The organism is Streptomyces sp. NPDC001709 (assembly GCF_053596375.1).
Genome location: NZ_JBSFGB010000002.1, coordinates 271119 through 287744, shown reverse-complemented (window position 1 = coordinate 287744; position 16626 = coordinate 271119). Strand labels below are relative to the sequence as shown.

Genomic DNA, 16626 nt, shown 5'->3' with positions numbered 1-16626 from the left:
TCGAATGCAAGGTTCGCGATGGGTCTTTTCCGAGTTGAGACCTCGCGGAAATATGAGCGCCCGGTGGGTGCCCTGTGCGAAAAATTCGCGCCATCAGCCCCTGAATGCCACACCCAACACCCTTGACATCAACGGCCACTTGACCACCTACTGGTTCCTGCGTACCGAAGGTGACAACGTTGTCCAGGGCGGCCGCCAGGAGGGGAATCCACTAGATGCAGCGGAGAACTCGGCACAGATGGGGTCCGGCGGCCGTCCTCACGGCCGCCTTTGTCATGGCCGTCGGCGCACAGGGCGCGGCGGTCGCCCTGCCCGCCAGGACTCCGGCCGCCGACCGCGAGTTCGCATCCTCGTTCGAGACGGGGGACCCCGCTCCGGACTGGCTGAACACCGTCGACACCGGGCCGGACGGCGACAAACGCGCCTCGGGTGTCGACGGCGGCTACAGTACCGGCATTCCGGGCAATGTGACCGACCATGTCACCGATGTCCGGGCGAGCGGCGAGAACACGGGCGCCGGCGAGGTGAAGGAGAACCTGGTCGACGGCGAGCCCGGCACCAAGTGGCTGACCTTCGCGCCCACCGGCTGGGTGGAGTTCGACCTCGACAGGCCCATCAAGCTTCAGACGTACGCGCTGACCTCGGCCAACGACTACGCCGAGCGCGACCCACGGGACTGGACGCTGCTCGGCTCCACCGACGGCAAGGACTGGAAGACGGTCGACAGCCGCTCGGGCGAGACCTTCTCCCAGCGGTTCCAGACCAAGTCGTACGACCTGGCCGAGCCCGCCGAGTACCAGCACTTCCGGCTGGAGGTCACGAGGAACGACGGCGCGTCCGACATCCTGCAGCTGGCCGATGTGCAGTTCTCCACCGGCGGCGGGGGCGGCCCGGTGCCACAGGACATGCTGACGCTGGTCGACAAGGGCCCGACCGGCTCGCCGACGGCCAAGGCACGGGCCGGGTTCACCGGACGGAGGGCGCTGCGCTACGCCGGGCGGCACACGGCGGGCGGCCGGGCCTACTCGTACAACAAGGTCTTCGACGTGAACGTGAAGGTCGGCGGCGACACCCAGCTGTCGTACCGGATCTTCCCGCAGATGGCCGACGGCGACCGGGACTACGACGCCACGAACGTCTCCCTCGACCTGGCCTTCACCGACGGCACCTACCTGAGCGACCTGGGCGCGCTGGACCAGCGTGGATTCCCGCTGTCGCCGCGCGGCCAGGGCGCGTCGAAGTCGCTGTACGTCAACCAGTGGAACAACGTGGTCGCGCGGATCGGCTCGGTGGCGGCCGGCAAGACGGTCGACCGGATCCTGGTGGCGTACGACTCCCCCGACGGTCCGGCGAAGTTCCGGGGCTGGATCGACGACGTGGCGCTGAAGCCCGTACCGCCCGAGCAACCGAAGGCGCATCTGTCGGACTACGCGCTCACCACGCGCGGCACCAACTCCAGCGGCAGTTTCTCGCGCGGCAACAACTTCCCGGCGACGGCCCTGCCGCACGGTTTCAACTTCTGGACGCCGGTGACCAACGCGTCGTCGCTGAGCTGGCTGTACGAGTACGCACGTGCGAACAACGACGACAACCTGCCGACCATCCAGGCGTTCAGCGCGAGCCATGAGCCGAGCCCGTGGATGGGCGACCGGCAGACCTTCCAGGTGATGCCGTCGGCCGCGTCCGGCACTCCGGACACCGGCCGCGAGGCGCGCGAGCTGCCGTTCCGGCACGAGAACGAGACCGCGCGGCCGTATTACTACGGGGTCCGTTTCGAGAACGGTCTCAAGGCGGAGATGACCCCGACCGACCACGCGGCGGCGCTGCGCTTCACCTACCCCGGCGACGACGCGAGCGTGCTGTTCGACAACGTCACCGAGCAGGCGGGCCTGACCCTCGACAAGGAGAACGGCACCGTCACCGGCTACTCGGACGTGAAGTCGGGCCTGTCGACCGGTGCGACCCGGCTGTTCGTGTACGGCACGTTCGACAAGGCGGTGACCGACGGCGGATCGAGCGGGGTGAAGGGGTACCTGCGGTTCGACGCGGGCGCCGACCACACCGTCACGCTGCGCCTGGCGACCTCGCTGATCAGCGTCGACCAGGCGAAGGACAACCTGCGCCAGGAGATCCCGGACGGCACCTCCTTCGACACGGTCAAGGACCGGGCGCAGCGCACCTGGGACAACCTGCTCGGCAAGGTCGAGGTGGAGGGCGCGACCCCGGACCAGCTGACCACGCTGTACTCCAGCATGTACCGGCTGTACCTGTACCCGAACTCGGGCTTCGAGAGGGTGGGTGACAAGGACCAGTACGCCTCGCCCTTCTCCCCCATGCCGAGCCAGGACACCCCGACGCACACCGGTGCGAAGATCGTCGACGGCAAGGTGTACGTCAACAACGGATTCTGGGACACCTATCGGACGACGTGGCCGGCGTACTCCTTCCTGACGCCGTCTCAGGCGGGCGAGATGGTGGACGGTTTCGTGCAGCAGTACAAGGACGGCGGCTGGACCTCCCGCTGGTCCTCCCCCGGTTACGCGGACCTGATGACCGGCACCTCCTCGGACGTGGCGTTCGCCGACGCGTACGTCAAGGGCGTGCGGTTCGATGCGAAGGCGGCCTACGACGCGGCCCTGAAGAACGCGACCGTCGTCCCGCCGATGTCGGGCGTGGGGCGCAAGGGCATGAGCGCCTCGCCGTTCCTCGGCTACACCAGCACCGCCACCTCCGAGGGCCTGTCCTGGGCCATGGAGGGATATGTCAACGACTACGGCATCGCGAAGATGGGCGAGGCCCTGTACAAGAAGACGGGCGAGAAGCACTACAAGGACGAGTCCGCGTACTTCCTCAACCGCGCCCGGGACTATGTGAACCTGTTCGACTCCAAGGCGGGGGGCTTCTTCCAGGGCCGTGACGCCCAGGGCGACTGGCGTGTCGACTCCGCGCGGTACGACCCGCGTGTGTGGGGGTACGACTACACGGAGACCAACGGCTGGGGTTACGCCTTCAGCGTCCCGCAGGACAGCCGGGGCCTGGCCAACCTCTACGGCGGCCGGCAAGCCCTCGCCGAGAAGCTGGACGAGTTCTTCTCCACTCCCGAGACGGCCTCGCCGGACTTCGTCGGTTCCTACGGCGGCGTCATCCACGAGATGACCGAGGCACGGGACGTCCGGATGGGCATGCTCGGGCAGTCCAACCAGGTCGCGCACCATGTGTCGTACATGTACGACGCGGCCGCCGAGCCCTGGAAGACGCAGGCGGCGGTCCGCGAGATCCTCTCCCGGCTCTATGCGGGCAGCGAGATCGGGCAGGGCTACCACGGTGACGAGGACAACGGGGAGCAGTCGGGCTGGTACCTCTTCTCCGCGCTCGGCTTCTACCCGCTGGTGATGGGCAGCGGCGAGTACTCCATCGGCTCCCCGCTGTTCAAGAAGGTCACCGTGCACCTGGAGAACGGCCGGGACCTGGTGGTGAAGGCCCCGCAGAACAGCGCGAAGAACGTCTACATCCAGGGCGTGACGTTCGGCGGCCGGGCCTGGAACTCCACTTCGCTCCCCCACTCGCTGCTGTCCAAGGGCGGGGTGCTGGAGTTCCGCATGGGCGCCGAGCCGTCGACGTGGGGCACGGGCAAGGACGCGGCCGCGGTCTCCGTCACCCAGGACGACAAGGTGCCGGCGCCCCGGTCGGACGTGCTGAAGGGGGACGGTCCGCTGTTCGACAACACGTCGGCGACGGACGCCACGGTCACCTCGGTGGACCTGCCGGTGGACAAAGCGGTGAAGCCCGTCCAGTACACGCTGACCTCGTCGGCGGACCACACCAGGGCGCCGAACGGCTGGACCCTCCAGGGGTCGGCCGACGGCAGCACCTGGCAGACCCTGGACCACCGCTCCGGTGAGACGTTCGCCTGGGACCGGCAGACCCGGGCGTTCACGATCGCCACGCCGGGCAGGTACACCAAGTACCGGCTGGTCCTGGACGGCGAGTCCACACTGGCGGAGGTGGAACTGCTGGCCTGACGCGCACCCGGGACAAGCGGCCGTCCCTCTCGCGAGGGGCGGCCGCCACACGCCGGGAAAACCGACAACGATGTCAACATACTTGGCGTGGCTCGACCGGGTGAGCACCCGCCCGGCTCGCGGACCCGGTGCGCAAACCACCGGGTCCGCCAGAGCCACCGGGCGACAGGCGGACACAATTCCCGCCGCCACCGTGACCCGAGGGGCGAGAGTTTCCCCACGTGGCTCATGAGGCGACGAAAATGTGTCCGCTTGTCGGACCGGCCATAGGCAGCGGGGCATAGCCAGTGCTACAAATGCCGCATGTCGGAGGCATTCGCCCGATTCAGGCGAATCTCATGGCGCTTCAAGGCCGGGCGGAGCCCGCGCAGTGTTGCCGGGCAGGTCTTCCTTCTGCAGGTGGCACTGGTGGTGCTGCTCGTGGTCTGCGGCGTCATCGCTCTCGTCCTGCAGTCGGAACACGACACCAGCACCGAGGCCAGGCGCCGGTCCATCGCCGTCGCCCAGACCTTCGCGCACTCCCCCGGCGTGGTGCAGGCGCTGCACACCCCCGATCCGTCCAAGGTGCTCCAGCCCCTGACGGAGGCGGGACGCAAGTCCGCGGGCGTCGACTTCATCGTGGTCATGAACACCAAGGGCATCCGCTACACCCACCCCCTGCCGAGCAAGATCGGGCACCGGTTCGTGGGCCAGATCGGCCCCTCACTGGCCGGGAAGGTCTACACCGAGGAGGTCCACGGTCCGCTCGGCCACGAGGTACAGGCGACCGTGCCCATCTACGACGACCACGGCAAGGTCATCGCCCTCGTCTCCGCCGGGCTCAAGGTGAAGAACGTGACCAGCGAGGTCAACCGTCAGCTGCCGATCATCCTGGCCGCCGGGGCCGGAGCGCTGGTGGTGTCGACCGGTGGTACGGCGCTGGTGGGCCGGCGGCTACGGCGGCAGACGCACAGCCTGGCGCCGGACGAGATGACCCGCATGTACGAGCACCACGACACCGTGCTGCACTCGGTGCGTGAGGGCGTGCTCATCGTCGATGACGACGGGCGGCTGGTGCTGGTCAACGACGAGGCCGGCCGGCTGCTGGAGCTGCCCTCCGATGCGGAGGGGCGCTATGTGCGGGAGCTGTCGGGTCTCGATCCCGCGACGGTGGACCTGCTCGTCTCCGGGCGTGACGCCTCCGACGAGGTGCACTTCGCCGGGGGCCGGCTGCTGGCGGTCAACCAGCGGCCGACGGACTGCGCGGGAGGCCCCAGCGGCACCGTGGTGACGCTCCGCGACTGCACCGAGCTCGAAGCCCTCTCCGGCCGGGCGGAGGTCACGCGGGAACGACTGGAGCTGCTGTACGACGCGGGTCTGGGCATCGGCAGCAGCCTCGACGTGGTCCAGACGGCCGACGAACTGGCGCGGGTCGCCGTACCCCGCTTCGCCGACTTCGTCACCCTGGACGTGGCCGACGCCGTGCTGCACGGCGAGGAACCGGCTCCCACGGCGACGGACATGCGGCGCGTCGCGGTCAGCGGCATCCGGGACGACCACCCCCTGTACGAGAAGGGCCGGCTGATCAACTTCCTGCCGTCCACCCCGCAGGCCCGCGGCTACCGCGCCGGCCGCTCCGAGCTGGTGACCGATCTGTCGGCCGTCGACGACTGGACGGCGCAGGATCCGCAGCGCGCCCGGCAGATCCTGGACTACGGCATCCACTCGCTCATCGCCGCCCCCATCCAGGCCCGGGGCAGCGTGCTGGGCATGGCCAACTTCTGGCGTTCCAAACGGGAGCCCTTCGACACGGAGGACCTGTCGCTGGCGGAGGAGCTGGTGGCCCGCGCCGCGGTCAGCATCGACAACGCCCGCCGGTACACCCGCGAGCACGCCCTGGCCGTGACCCTCCAGCGCAGCCTGCTGCCGAGGGCGCTGCCCGCGCAGAGCGCCCTGGACGTGGCCTACCGCTATCTGCCCGCCCAGTCGGGCGTGAGCGGCGACTGGTTCGACGTGATCCCGCTGCCGGGGAGCCGGGTGGCGCTGGCCGTCGGCGATGTGGTCGGGCACGGTCTGCACGCCGCCGCGACGATGGGCCGGCTGCGGACCGCGGTGCATAACTTCTCCACCCTCGACCTGCCGCCCGACGAACTGCTCAGCCACCTGGACGACCTGGTCGGCCGCATCGACCAGGACGAGGCCTGCCCCGAGACGGCCGGTGAGATCGTGGGCGCCACCTGCGTGTATGCGATCTACGACCCGGTGACGCGCCGCTGTGTGATGGCGCGGGCCGGGCATCTCGCGCCCGCGCTGGTCGAGCCGGACGGCAGTGTCAGCTTCCCCGATGTGCCGGTCGGGCCGCCGCTGGGCCTGGGCGGCATGCCGTTCCAGTCGGCCGAGTTCGAGCTGGCGGAGGGCAGCCAGCTCGCGCTGTACACGGACGGTCTCGTCGAGGACCGCTCACGCGATCTGGACGAGGGGATGGAGCTGCTGCGCCGGTCGCTGGCGGGTCACCCCGACCGGCCGCCGGAGGAGAGCTGCCGGGCGGTGCTGGAGGATCTGCTGCCCGAGCGTCCCGCGGACGACGTCGCCCTGCTCATCGCGCGCACCCGGGCGCTGCCGGCCGAACGGGTCGCCGACTGGGACGTACCGGACGACCCGGCCGCCGTCTCGGGTATGCGGGCCGCGGTGTCCGAGAAGCTGGCGGAGTGGGGTCTGTCCGAGCTCGGCTTCGGTATGGAACTGGTGCTGAGCGAGCTGATCACCAATGCCATCCGCTACGGCTCCGAGCCGATCCATGTGCGGCTGATCCACGATCGCACGCTGATCTGCGAGGTGGCCGACGGCAGCAGCACCTCGCCGCATCTGCGGTACGCGGCGACGACCGACGAGGGCGGACGGGGCCTGTTCCTGGTCTCACAGGTGGCCGAACGCTGGGGCACCCGGTACACCCCACAGGGCAAGGTGATCTGGGCCGAGCTGGCGGTGCCGGACCTCGGTGCGCTCCTCGCGGACTGAGCCGGACCGGCGGGGGGTCAGGCGGAGCTGCCGAGCGGCCGGGAAGGCCGGTGCGGGGTCGTGGGCAGGCGGGTCGGCGGGGCAAAGCAAACCTACCGAGCGGCCGGCATGTGGCAATGCTGCACCGGTCCGCTGAGGGAAGGCTGTGTTCCACCTGAGCCGGGGCGATGACCTGGCCGGGGCCGCCGGGTACGGCGGAGGGCCGCATCCCCGGCGTCGGGGATGCGGCCCTCCTGGCCCGCTCTGCCGCTTACTTGCGGATCAGGTTGCGCAGCACGTACTGCATGATGCCGCCGTTGCGGTAGTAGTCGGCCTCACCGGGGGTGTCGATGCGGACGACCGCGTCGAACTCGACACCGGTGTCGGTGGTGACCTTGACCGTGCGCGGCGTGGTGCCGTCGTTCAGCTCGGTGACGCCGGAGATGGAGAAGGTCTCCTCGCCGCTCAGACCGAGGGACTGGGCGGAGGCGCCCTCCGGGAACTGCAGCGGCAGGACGCCCATGCCGATGAGGTTCGAGCGGTGGATGCGCTCGTACGACTCGGCGATGACGGCCTTGACGCCGAGCAGCGCGGTGCCCTTGGCGGCCCAGTCGCGGGACGAGCCGGAGCCGTACTCCTTGCCGGCCAGGACGACCAGCGGGGTGCCGGCGGCCTGGTAGTTCTGCGAGGCGTCGTAGATGAAGGCGACCGGGCCGCCCTCCTGCGTGAAGTCACGCGTGTAGCCGCCCTCGGTGCCCGGCGCGATCTGGTTGCGCAGGCGGATGTTGGCGAACGTACCGCGGATCATGACCTCGTGGTTGCCGCGGCGCGAACCGTAGCTGTTGAAGTCGCGGCGCTCCACACCGTGCTCGGTGAGGTACTGGCCGGCCGGGGTGTCGGCCTTGATGGCACCGGCCGGGGAGATGTGGTCGGTGGTGACCGAGTCGCCGAGCTTGGCGAGCACGCGGGCGCCGGCGATGTCCTCGACCGGGGCCGGCTCCATGCCCATGCCCTCGAAGTACGGGGGCTTGCGGACGTAGGTGGACTCGGCGTCCCACTCGAAGGTGTTGCCGGTCGGGACCGGGAGCGACTGCCACTGGGCGTCGCCCGCGAAGACGTCCTGGTACGACTTCGCGAACATGTCCTCGCCGATGGCGTTGGCGACGACGTCGTTGACCTCGGCCTCGGTCGGCCAGATGTCCTTCAGGTAGACCGGGTTGCCGTCCTGGTCGGTGCCCAGGGCGTCACGGGTGATGTCCACCTTCATGGAGCCCGCGATGGCGTAGGCGACGACCAGCGGCGGGGAGGCCAGGTAGTTCATCTTGACGTCGGGGTTGATCCGGCCCTCGAAGTTCCGGTTGCCGGAGAGGACCGAGGTGACGGCGAGGTCGTGGTCGTTGACGGCCTTGGAGACCTCCTCCGGCAGCGGGCCGGAGTTGCCGATGCAGGTGGTGCAGCCGTAACCGACCAGGTTGAAGCCCAGCTTGTCCAGGTACGGGGTGAGGCCGGACTTCTCGAAGTAGTCGGTGACGACCTTCGAACCCGGGGCGAGGGTGGACTTGACCCACGGCTTGCGGGTCAGGCCCTTCTCGACCGCCTTCTTGGCGACCAGGGCGGCGCCGATCATGACGTACGGGTTGGAGGTGTTGGTGCAGGAGGTGATGGCCGCGACCGTCACCGCACCGTGGTCCAGCTCGTAGGTCGTGCCGTCGGGGGCGGTGACCGGAACCGGGTTGGACGGGAAGCCGTTGGGGTGGACGGCCGGGGCGTCGGAGGCCGGGAAGGACTCCTTGCCCGCCTCGTCGGCGTCGTCGACGTAGTTGCGGACGTCCAGCTTGAACTGCTCGGCCGCGTTGGCGAGGACGATGCGGTCCTGCGGGCGCTTCGGGCCGGCGATGGACGGGACGACCGTGGACAGGTCCAGCTCGAGCTTCTCGGAGAAGTCCGGCTCGGCCTTCGGGTCCAGCCAGAGGCCCTGCTGCTTGGCGTAGGCCTCGACGAGCGCGACCTGCTGGTCGGAGCGGCCGGTCAGGCGCAGGTAGTTCAGGGTCTCGTCGTCGATCGGGAAGATCGCGGCGGTGGAGCCGAACTCCGGCGACATGTTGCCGATGGTGGCGCGGTTGGCGAGGCTCGTGGCCGCCACACCCTCGCCGTAGAACTCGACGAACTTGCCGACCACACCGTGCTTGCGGAGCATCTCGGTGATGGTGAGCACGAGGTCGGTGGCGGTGGTGCCGGGCTGCAGCTCGCCGGTGAGCTTGAAGCCGACGACGCGCGGGATGAGCATGGAGACCGGCTGGCCGAGCATGGCGGCCTCGGCCTCGATGCCGCCGACGCCCCAGCCGAGGACGCCGAGGCCGTTGACCATGGTGGTGTGCGAGTCGGTGCCGACCAGGGTGTCCGGGTAGGCCTTGCCGTCGCGGACCATCACGACACGGGCCAGGTGCTCGATGTTGACCTGGTGGACGATGCCGGTGCCCGGCGGGACGACCTTGAACTCGTCGAAGGCGGTCTGGCCCCAGCGCAGGAACTGGTAGCGCTCCTTGTTGCGGCCGTACTCCAGCTCGACGTTCTGCTTGAAGGCGTCGTTGGTGCCGAACTTGTCGGCGATGACGGAGTGGTCGATGACCAGCTCGGCCGGGGCCAGCGGGTTGATCTTGGCGGGGTCGCCGCCGAGCTCCTTCACGGCCTCACGCATGGTCGCGAGGTCCACGACACAGGGCACGCCGGTGAAGTCCTGCATGATCACGCGGGCCGGCGTGAACTGGATCTCCTGGCTGGGCTGGGCCTGGGAGTCCCAGCTGCCGAGGGCACGGATGTGGTCGGCGGTGATGTTCGCGCCGTCCTCCGTGCGGAGCAGGTTCTCCAGCAGGACCTTGAGGCTGTACGGCAGGCGGGCCGAGCCCTCCACCTTGTCCAGCCGGAAGATCTCGTACGACTCGTCGCCCACCTGCAGCGTGCTGCGGGCGTCGAAGCTGTTCGCCGACACGACAGTCTCCTTCATTGATGTGCGCGTACCACCGTCAATCGTGCCGCCACGCCTACTTGGCCAATCCAGTAAGGTAAGGCTAAGTTAGGTCACCCTTACCCGGTGCGGCGACTACGGTGCGCCTCGGCAGATATCTCGATGTCGAGATAACTCTAGTACATGGGGGCTGGATGGTCATGTCCGACCCGGCCCGGCGCGCACTCCGGGCCGGTTCCAGGCGGCTACCAGCCCAGATCGGCGTTCATCTTGGCGGGGGCCAGGGCGGTGACGTGGCCGTGGTCGCCGTACACGGACTGCCGCCAGTGGGCGAACGCCTTGGCGGCGCGTTCCAGCTCGGCGTCCTGCCACACGCCGTAGTCGACCCACACATCGGCCTCCGTGCGGCCGCTGTCGTCGGGCGTACGGATACAGACCCTTGTGACATGGGCGGCTACGGCGGCGTCCCCCTTCGGCGCACTCGTCGTCAGGTACGCGCGGAATTCGCGTGTCATCGGGAACCAGCGGTGCGGACCGACCCCCGGCGCGTCCGTGGAACCCCCAGCGGACGACCCCTGGTCGTCGGTGGTGGTGTCGGGGAGCCCCTGGTCGTCGGACGTCGTGTCCGGAAGCTCCTGATCGTCGGACGTCGTGTCCGGAAGCTCCTGATCGTCGGACGTCGTGTCCGGAAGCTCCTGGTCGTCGCTCGTGGTGTCGGGGAGCCCCTGGTCGTCGGTCGTCGTGTCCGGGAGCTGCTGATCGTCGCTCGTGTCCTCCGGGGCGCTCTCGACATCGCATGTCTTGTCGACCACGGTCGCCCGCGGTGACGGTGAGCCCTCCCGCGCCGCGTCCGCGCGCTGCGTGCCGCAGGAGACGAGCGAGCAGCAGCCGACGAGCAGCCCGGCGACGAGGTGGCGGCGCATCCTGGTCCTCATGTGTATCCCCACGTGTATCCCCCTTCAGGGACAGAGAGGGGCACGCGTGAGCCGGGGTTGCCCGGGTAACCGAGTGTCATGCGACTTAGGGTGATTTGCCCGGATCTCCACGAGTGGCCTGCCGCCGCTGCCCCAGGCGGCACTGATGGATCGTCACGCCCGTCACCCGAATGGACCCCCCAACGAGCCCCATCTCATATCTGAGATAACCTCAACCCCATGGCAGACGACTACCTCGTACGCATCGGCAAGCTCATCCGTGACGCCCGGCAGCACCGGGGCTGGACACAGACGCAGCTCGCGGAGGCGCTCGGCACCAGCCAGAGCGCGGTCAACCGCATCGAGCGCGGGAACCAGAACATCAGCCTTGAGATGATCGCCCGCATCGGTGAGGCCCTGGACAGCGAGATCGTGTCGCTGGGTTACGCGGGGCCGATGCATCTGCGAGTCGTCGGCGGCCGTCGGCTGTCCGGTGCCATCGACGTCAAGACCAGCAAGAACGCCTGCGTCGCCCTGCTGTGCGCCTCGCTGCTCAACAAGGGGCGCACGGTGCTGCGCCGGGTCGCGCGGATCGAGGAGGTCTACCGCCTGCTGGAGGTGCTCAACTCCATCGGCGTGCGCACCCGCTGGATCAACGACGGCGTCGACCTGGAACTGGTGCCGCCGGCCGAGCTGGAGATGGCGGCGATCGACGCGGAGGCCGCCGTGCGCACCCGCTCGATCATCATGTTCTTCGGCCCGCTGCTGCACCGCATGGACCACTTCAAGCTGCCCTACGCCGGCGGCTGCGACCTCGGCACCCGGACCATCGAGCCGCACATGATCGCGCTGCGCCGGTTCGGCCTGGACATCGCGGCCACCGAGGGCCAGTACCACGCGCAGGTCGACCGCGCGGTCCGCCCGGACCGGCCGATCGTGCTGACCGAGCGCGGCGACACCGTGACCGAGAACGCGCTGCTGGCCGCCGCCCGGCACGACGGCGTGACGGTCATCCGCAACGCCTCCTCCAACTACATGGTCCAGGACCTGTGCTTCTTCCTGGAGGCCCTGGGCGTCAAGGTCGAGGGCATCGGCACCACCACGCTGACCGTGCACGGCGTGCCGAACATCGACGTCGACGTGGACTACTCCCCCTCCGAGGACCCGGTCGAGGCGATGAGCCTGCTGGCCGCCGCGGTCGTCACGGAGTCGGAACTGACGGTCCGCCGCGTCCCCATCGAGTTCCTGGAGATCGAGCTGGCGGTCCTGGAGGAGATGGGCCTCGACCACGACCGCAGCCCCGAGTACTTCGCGGACAACGGCCGTACGCGGCTGGTGGACCTGACCGTCCGCCCCTCCAAGCTGGAGGCGCCCATCGACAAGATCCACCCCATGCCCTTCCCGGGCCTGAACATCGACAACGTCCCGTTCTTCGCGGCGATCGCGGCCGTCGCGCAGGGCAAGACCCTCATCCACGACTGGGTCTACGACAACCGCGCGATCTACCTCACCGACCTCAACCGCCTCGGCGGCCGCCTCCAGCTCCTGGACCCGCACCGGGTACTGGTCGAGGGCCCGACCCGCTGGCGCGCCGCCGAGATGATGTGCCCGCCGGCCCTGCGCCCCGCGGTGGTCGTGCTGCTGGCGATGATGGCGGCCGAGGACACGTCGGTGCTGCGCAACGTGTACGTCATCAACCGGGGTTACGAGGACCTCGCCGAGCGCCTGAACTCGATCGGGGCGCAGATCGAGATCTTCCGGGACATCTGACCGCCGGTGGGCGCGCGGCACCGCGGGCCGTTTCCGGCCGGCGCCTCTGCCTCCGGGAGCCCGATCAGCGCGGCGCGTTGCCACGCTGCTGGGCGCACTGGCCGATTGCGCGGTGGGTGCGGTGACGGGTCGCCCGGGGCGGGGCCCTGGGACGACCCGTCCGGCGGTGCCGCTTACGCTACGACTTTGCCGATGCCGCCCAGGGCCTGGGCGGCGCGTTGGGAAGGGGTGGCCGAGGCCGGTGGCCACCACGCGCTGGGCGCCGTCGGCCAGGCCGACCTCGTAGAGTCGGCCGCTCGTACAGGGTGGTGCCGTCGCTCTGGCCGACGTACGCCTTGCCGTCTCGGTCCAGCGCCAGCCTGTGATGAGACGTCACATATCTTCTGTGTCAGGCTCGTTCGTGTAGGTGAGCAGCGTCTGGTCGGGGTCGTCCGGCAGGGTCAGCGTCTCCAGGCGCATGGTGAGCGCCCCGCGCTCGGGATGGTGGACGGTGCGCGGCCCGTGCGGCCTGCGGCGGACCGTGCCGCTCGACCACAGCCGGCGGAACCGGCCGCTGTCCCGGCCGAGTTCGTCGACGAGGGCGGCCAGGTCCGGGTCGCCGGGATGCCGTGCCGCCGACACCCGCAGCGCGCTGACCACCTCCTCGGCCGTCGCGTCGTCGAAGCGGGGGCGGCTGCCACCGTCGTGGTCCGGTGCGAAGACGAGCCGGGCGAAGTTGCGCGCCTCGACCGGCCGGGCCGCGAAGTCGTCCAGTACGGCGGCCGCGGCCCCGTTCCAGGCCAGGACGTCCAGGCGGCGGCCCAGGACGACGGCCGGCGCGTCGTGCAGCTGCTCCATCAGCCGCCGCAGCCCGGGGCGGACCCGCTGCGGGGCGGCCCGCTCGGGGTTGCGGCGCGGCGGGCGCACCAGGTGCCGTAAATAGGAGCGTTCGTCCGGGTCCAGGCGGAGCGCGTCGGCGACCGAGTCGATCACGGCGTCCGACACATTGCGGGTACGGCCCTGCTCCAGCCGGACGTAGTAGTCGACGCTGATGCCCGCCAGCAGGGCCAGTTCCTCGCGGCGCAGCCCCCGCACCCGGCGTCTGGCCGGGCCCGCGGCCAGACCCATGTCGCCCGGGGTGAGCGCGGCTCGCCGGGTGCGGAGGAAGTTTCCCAGGTCGGATCCCATGACTCCCAGACACCTAACAACTATCAGACATCGAATACCTATCGCGTATCGTACCCCTTGCCTGGTACCGCCGGTACCAGGAAGGCGGAACCCCCGGAAAGCGGGTCCGCCGGACGGCGTGAAGGCAGGACACACCGGGCCTGGAAACGTGCCGCACGGCACGCAGGATGGAGAGGAACGCACATCTGACGAAAGGAACCTCCGTGCGCTACACCACCCTCGGGCGGACGGGCATCACGGTCAGCCGCGTCGCTCTGGGCACGATGATGCTCGGAGCGTGGGGCAACAAGGACCACGACGACGCCGTACGCCTCGTGCACACCGCGCTGGACGCCGGTGTCAACTTCGTCGACACGGCGGACATGTACTCGGCGGGCGAGTCCGAGCAGATCGTGGGCAGGGCCCTGAAGGGCCGTCGGGACGACGTGGTACTCGCGACCAAGGTGCACTTCCCGATGGGCGACGACCCCAACCGGCGCGGAAACTCCCGCCGTTGGATCCGGCGCGCGGTCGAGGACAGCCTGCGGCGCCTGGACACCGACCGGATCGACCTCTACCAGATCCACCGGCCGGACCCGACGACCGATCTGGACGAGACGCTGTCCGTCCTGTCCGACCTGGTCCGCGAGGGCAAGGTCCTCGCCATCGGCAGTTCCGACTTCCCTGCCGAACAGCTCGTGGAGTCGCGGTGGATCGCCGAGCGGCGCGGCCACGTGCCCTTCCACACGGAACAGCCGCCGTACTCGATCTTCATGCGCGGCATCGAGCGGGGCGTGCTGCCCACCGCCGAGCGCCACGGTGTGGGCGTGCTGACCTGGAGCCCGCTGGCCAGCGGCTGGCTGGCCGGCCGGTACCGGCGGGAGGCGCCGCTGGTCCTCAACGACTTCCGCCGGGACCTGATCGCCCACAAGTTCGACCAGACGCTTCCGGGCAACGTCCGCAAGTACGAGGTCGTCGAGGAGCTGGTCAAGCTCGCCGAGGAGGCCGGGCTGCCGCTGACCCATCTCGCGCTGGGCTTCGTCCTCGCGCACCGGGCCGTCGACAGCGCGATCATCGGCCCGCGGACCGTCGAGCAGCTCACCGACCTGCTGGCCGCGGCGGACGTGACCCTGGACGGCTCCGTGCTGGACCGTATCGACGAACTGGTGCCGCCCGGCACCGATCTCAACCCGGCCGACGCCGACTACACCCCGCCGCACCTGGCGGACCCGGCACTGCGCCGGCGGAACCAGGGGTGACCGGGGATGCCGGAGCCCGCCGTCCTGGACGGGATGGTCTGGTGCGCCGGCTGCGGTGAACCGCTGCGCCACGTGCCGGCGCCGTCCCCCGGGTACCGCTGTCCGGCCCTCTGTCGTCCGCCCGTTCCCGCGGACGCCCTGGAAGGGCAGGTGGGCCGGGCGGTGCTGGCACGGATGTGGACCCCGGGGACCCTGGCGCGGATGGCGAAGGCCCAGCGGCTCCTGGACCGGCTCGGGTACCCGAGCCACAACCGGGTGCCGGTGTCGCTCGAACACGCCGTGCACCAGTGGGAGCACGAGTACGACCGGGCCCTGCGGCGCGCCCTCGTCCAGGAGGCGCTGGCCTTCGCCCTGCGCCTGGTCGTGGCGCGCCCGGATTCCGGCGAGGATCTTTGTTTCGCCTGGCGTCGGCCGTCGGGGGATCCGGCCGCTCGGGCATCTGAGGCAGAATGGTGAGCAGATGCCGTATCCCCATCAGGAACCTGCGACTATGCTGTCCCCCATGGGGACGGCAGAAGAGCGTATCGGGCACCGCATCAAGCGCGTGGAGCAGGAAGTGACCGCCGCCAAGCATGCGGCGCTGCGCCCCTTCAAGATCAATGTGCCGCAGTACAACGTACTGCTCGCCCTGTCGCTGGAGCCGGGCCTGTCCGGTGCGGCTCTGGCCCGGCGCGGCATGGTCACACCGCAGACCATGTCGTCGGTGCTGTCGACCCTGGAAGGGCGCGGCCTCGTGGAGCGGCGGCCGCATCCCATCCACAGCCACATCCTCGAGGCGCGCCTGACCCGCAGCGGGAGCGCCCTGCTGCGGCGGGCCGACGCCGCGGTCGCCCAGGTGGAGACGCTCCTGGACGACTGCTTCACGCCGGAGGAGGCCCGGCTCTTCTTCGCCCAGCTCCAGCGCTGTTCCGAGCAGTTGTCGGGGTGGAAGCCGGACAGCGCGAAGAAGTGACGCGCGCCGTCCCGGCACACCCCCTCCACCCTCGCGAAACGCCCCGGGCCCTGCCCGGGGCGTTTCGTTTCACCGGCCGTGCGCACGCAAGCCCGCCGGCCGGACCCTCACGGTCCCGAAGGAGTTTCATGTACACCGTTGCCGTGTCCTTCACCGTTCCGGCCGAGCGCCGGGCGGAGTTCGTCGCCGCCGCACTGGAGGACGGCCGCCGCTCGCTCGCCGACGAACCGGGCACCCGGGCGTTCGACCTGATCGCCGACGCCGAGGACCCGGACCGCTTCTACCTGTACGAGGCCTACGACGACGAGACGGCCTTCGAGGCGCACTGCGCCGGCGAGCACTTCGCCCGGTTCTTCGCGGCCGTGGGCGACTGGGCCGAGGGCCCGACCTGGCTGGTGCGCGGCACCCGGGTGCCGGACCCCGCGGCCGGCTGATACGCGCGGCACGACGAAGGGGCGGCGGGCCTGGCCCGCCGCCCCTTCATCCATCTGTCCGGAACTTACCCGGCGCTGCCCTCTCTTTACCCTTCCTTGTGACTATAAGATCCCTTATCATTGTAATAGAGCTGAGGATTCGGGAGGAGCAGTCGTGCAGGATGCCGAACGGCAGCCCGTGGCGGGGC

Annotated in this window: 10 protein-coding genes; 7 read left to right on the top strand and 3 right to left on the bottom strand. The window is 69.8% G+C overall.

Annotated features, from left to right (window positions below):
- Positions 1 to 215: 215 nt before the first annotated feature.
- Together ACWC0C_RS04150 and ACWC0C_RS04145 are read left to right on the top strand one after the other, a co-directional pair.
- Positions 216 to 4022, top strand: a complete 3807-nt coding sequence (locus ACWC0C_RS04150) for a GH92 family glycosyl hydrolase (RefSeq protein ID WP_450861430.1) — start codon at positions 216 to 218, stop codon at positions 4020 to 4022.
- Positions 4023 to 4325: 303 nt separating this feature from the next.
- Entirely contained in the window at positions 4326 to 7019 is a 2694-nt protein-coding gene (locus tag ACWC0C_RS04145; RefSeq protein WP_450861428.1) for a SpoIIE family protein phosphatase, read from the top strand.
- 250 nt (positions 7020 to 7269) lie between these two features.
- Here ACWC0C_RS04145 and acnA read toward each other — a convergent pair whose 3' ends face one another.
- Positions 7270 to 9987, bottom strand: a complete 2718-nt coding sequence (gene acnA, locus ACWC0C_RS04140) for an aconitate hydratase AcnA (protein WP_449194795.1) — start codon at positions 9985 to 9987, stop codon at positions 7270 to 7272.
- Positions 9988 to 10208: 221 nt separating this feature from the next.
- Positions 10209 to 10898, bottom strand: coding sequence for a hypothetical protein (locus ACWC0C_RS04135; RefSeq protein WP_450861426.1), 690 nt, complete (start codon positions 10896 to 10898; stop codon positions 10209 to 10211).
- Positions 10899 to 11117: 219 nt separating this feature from the next.
- Between ACWC0C_RS04135 and ACWC0C_RS04130 the strand changes: the two genes are divergently transcribed.
- Entirely contained in the window at positions 11118 to 12647 is a 1530-nt protein-coding gene (locus ACWC0C_RS04130; RefSeq protein ID WP_450861425.1) for a helix-turn-helix domain-containing protein, read from the top strand.
- Between the two features lie 372 nt (positions 12648 to 13019).
- Here the strand turns inward: ACWC0C_RS04130 and ACWC0C_RS04125 are convergent, their stop codons facing one another.
- A complete protein-coding gene (locus ACWC0C_RS04125) occupies positions 13020 to 13814 on the bottom strand; it encodes a helix-turn-helix domain-containing protein (RefSeq protein ID WP_450861424.1) in 795 nt (264 codons plus the stop codon).
- Positions 13815 to 14017: 203 nt separating this feature from the next.
- Here ACWC0C_RS04125 and ACWC0C_RS04120 point away from each other — a divergent pair, with 203 nt between their 5' ends.
- The 4 genes from ACWC0C_RS04120 to ACWC0C_RS04105 all read left to right on the top strand — a co-directional run bounded on the left by ACWC0C_RS04120 (position 14018) and on the right by ACWC0C_RS04105 (position 16438).
- Positions 14018 to 15052, top strand: a complete 1035-nt coding sequence (locus tag ACWC0C_RS04120) for an aldo/keto reductase (RefSeq protein ID WP_449194798.1) — start codon at positions 14018 to 14020, stop codon at positions 15050 to 15052.
- A gap of 6 nt (positions 15053 to 15058) precedes the next feature.
- Entirely contained in the window at positions 15059 to 15508 is a 450-nt protein-coding gene (locus tag ACWC0C_RS04115; protein ID WP_449194799.1) for a hypothetical protein, read from the top strand.
- 46 nt (positions 15509 to 15554) lie between these two features.
- Positions 15555 to 16004 carry a MarR family winged helix-turn-helix transcriptional regulator gene (locus tag ACWC0C_RS04110; RefSeq protein ID WP_449194800.1) on the top strand — a complete coding sequence of 150 codons (450 nt, stop codon included), beginning with the start codon at positions 15555 to 15557 and terminating at the stop codon, positions 16002 to 16004.
- Between the two features lie 128 nt (positions 16005 to 16132).
- Entirely contained in the window at positions 16133 to 16438 is a 306-nt protein-coding gene (locus ACWC0C_RS04105) for a putative quinol monooxygenase (protein ID WP_450861422.1), read from the top strand.
- Positions 16439 to 16626: the final 188 nt, after the last annotated feature.

Bases quoted from the DNA above. Each gene is read 5' to 3' on its own strand.
- ACWC0C_RS04150 (WP_450861430.1), top strand. From the start codon at position 216: ATGCAGCGGAGAACTCGGCACAGATGGGGTCCGGCGGCCGTCCTCACG.
- ACWC0C_RS04145 (WP_450861428.1), top strand. From the start codon at position 4,326: ATGTCGGAGGCATTCGCCCGATTCAGGCGAATCTCATGGCGCTTCAAG.
- ACWC0C_RS04135 (WP_450861426.1), bottom strand. From the start codon at position 10,898: ATGAGGACCAGGATGCGCCGCCACCTCGTCGCCGGGCTGCTCGTCGGC.
- ACWC0C_RS04130 (WP_450861425.1), top strand. From the start codon at position 11,118: ATGGCAGACGACTACCTCGTACGCATCGGCAAGCTCATCCGTGACGCC.
- ACWC0C_RS04125 (WP_450861424.1), bottom strand. From the start codon at position 13,814: ATGGGATCCGACCTGGGAAACTTCCTCCGCACCCGGCGAGCCGCGCTC.
- ACWC0C_RS04115 (WP_449194799.1), top strand. From the start codon at position 15,059: ATGCCGGAGCCCGCCGTCCTGGACGGGATGGTCTGGTGCGCCGGCTGC.
- ACWC0C_RS04110 (WP_449194800.1), top strand. From the start codon at position 15,555: ATGGGGACGGCAGAAGAGCGTATCGGGCACCGCATCAAGCGCGTGGAG.
- ACWC0C_RS04105 (WP_450861422.1), top strand. From the start codon at position 16,133: ATGTACACCGTTGCCGTGTCCTTCACCGTTCCGGCCGAGCGCCGGGCG.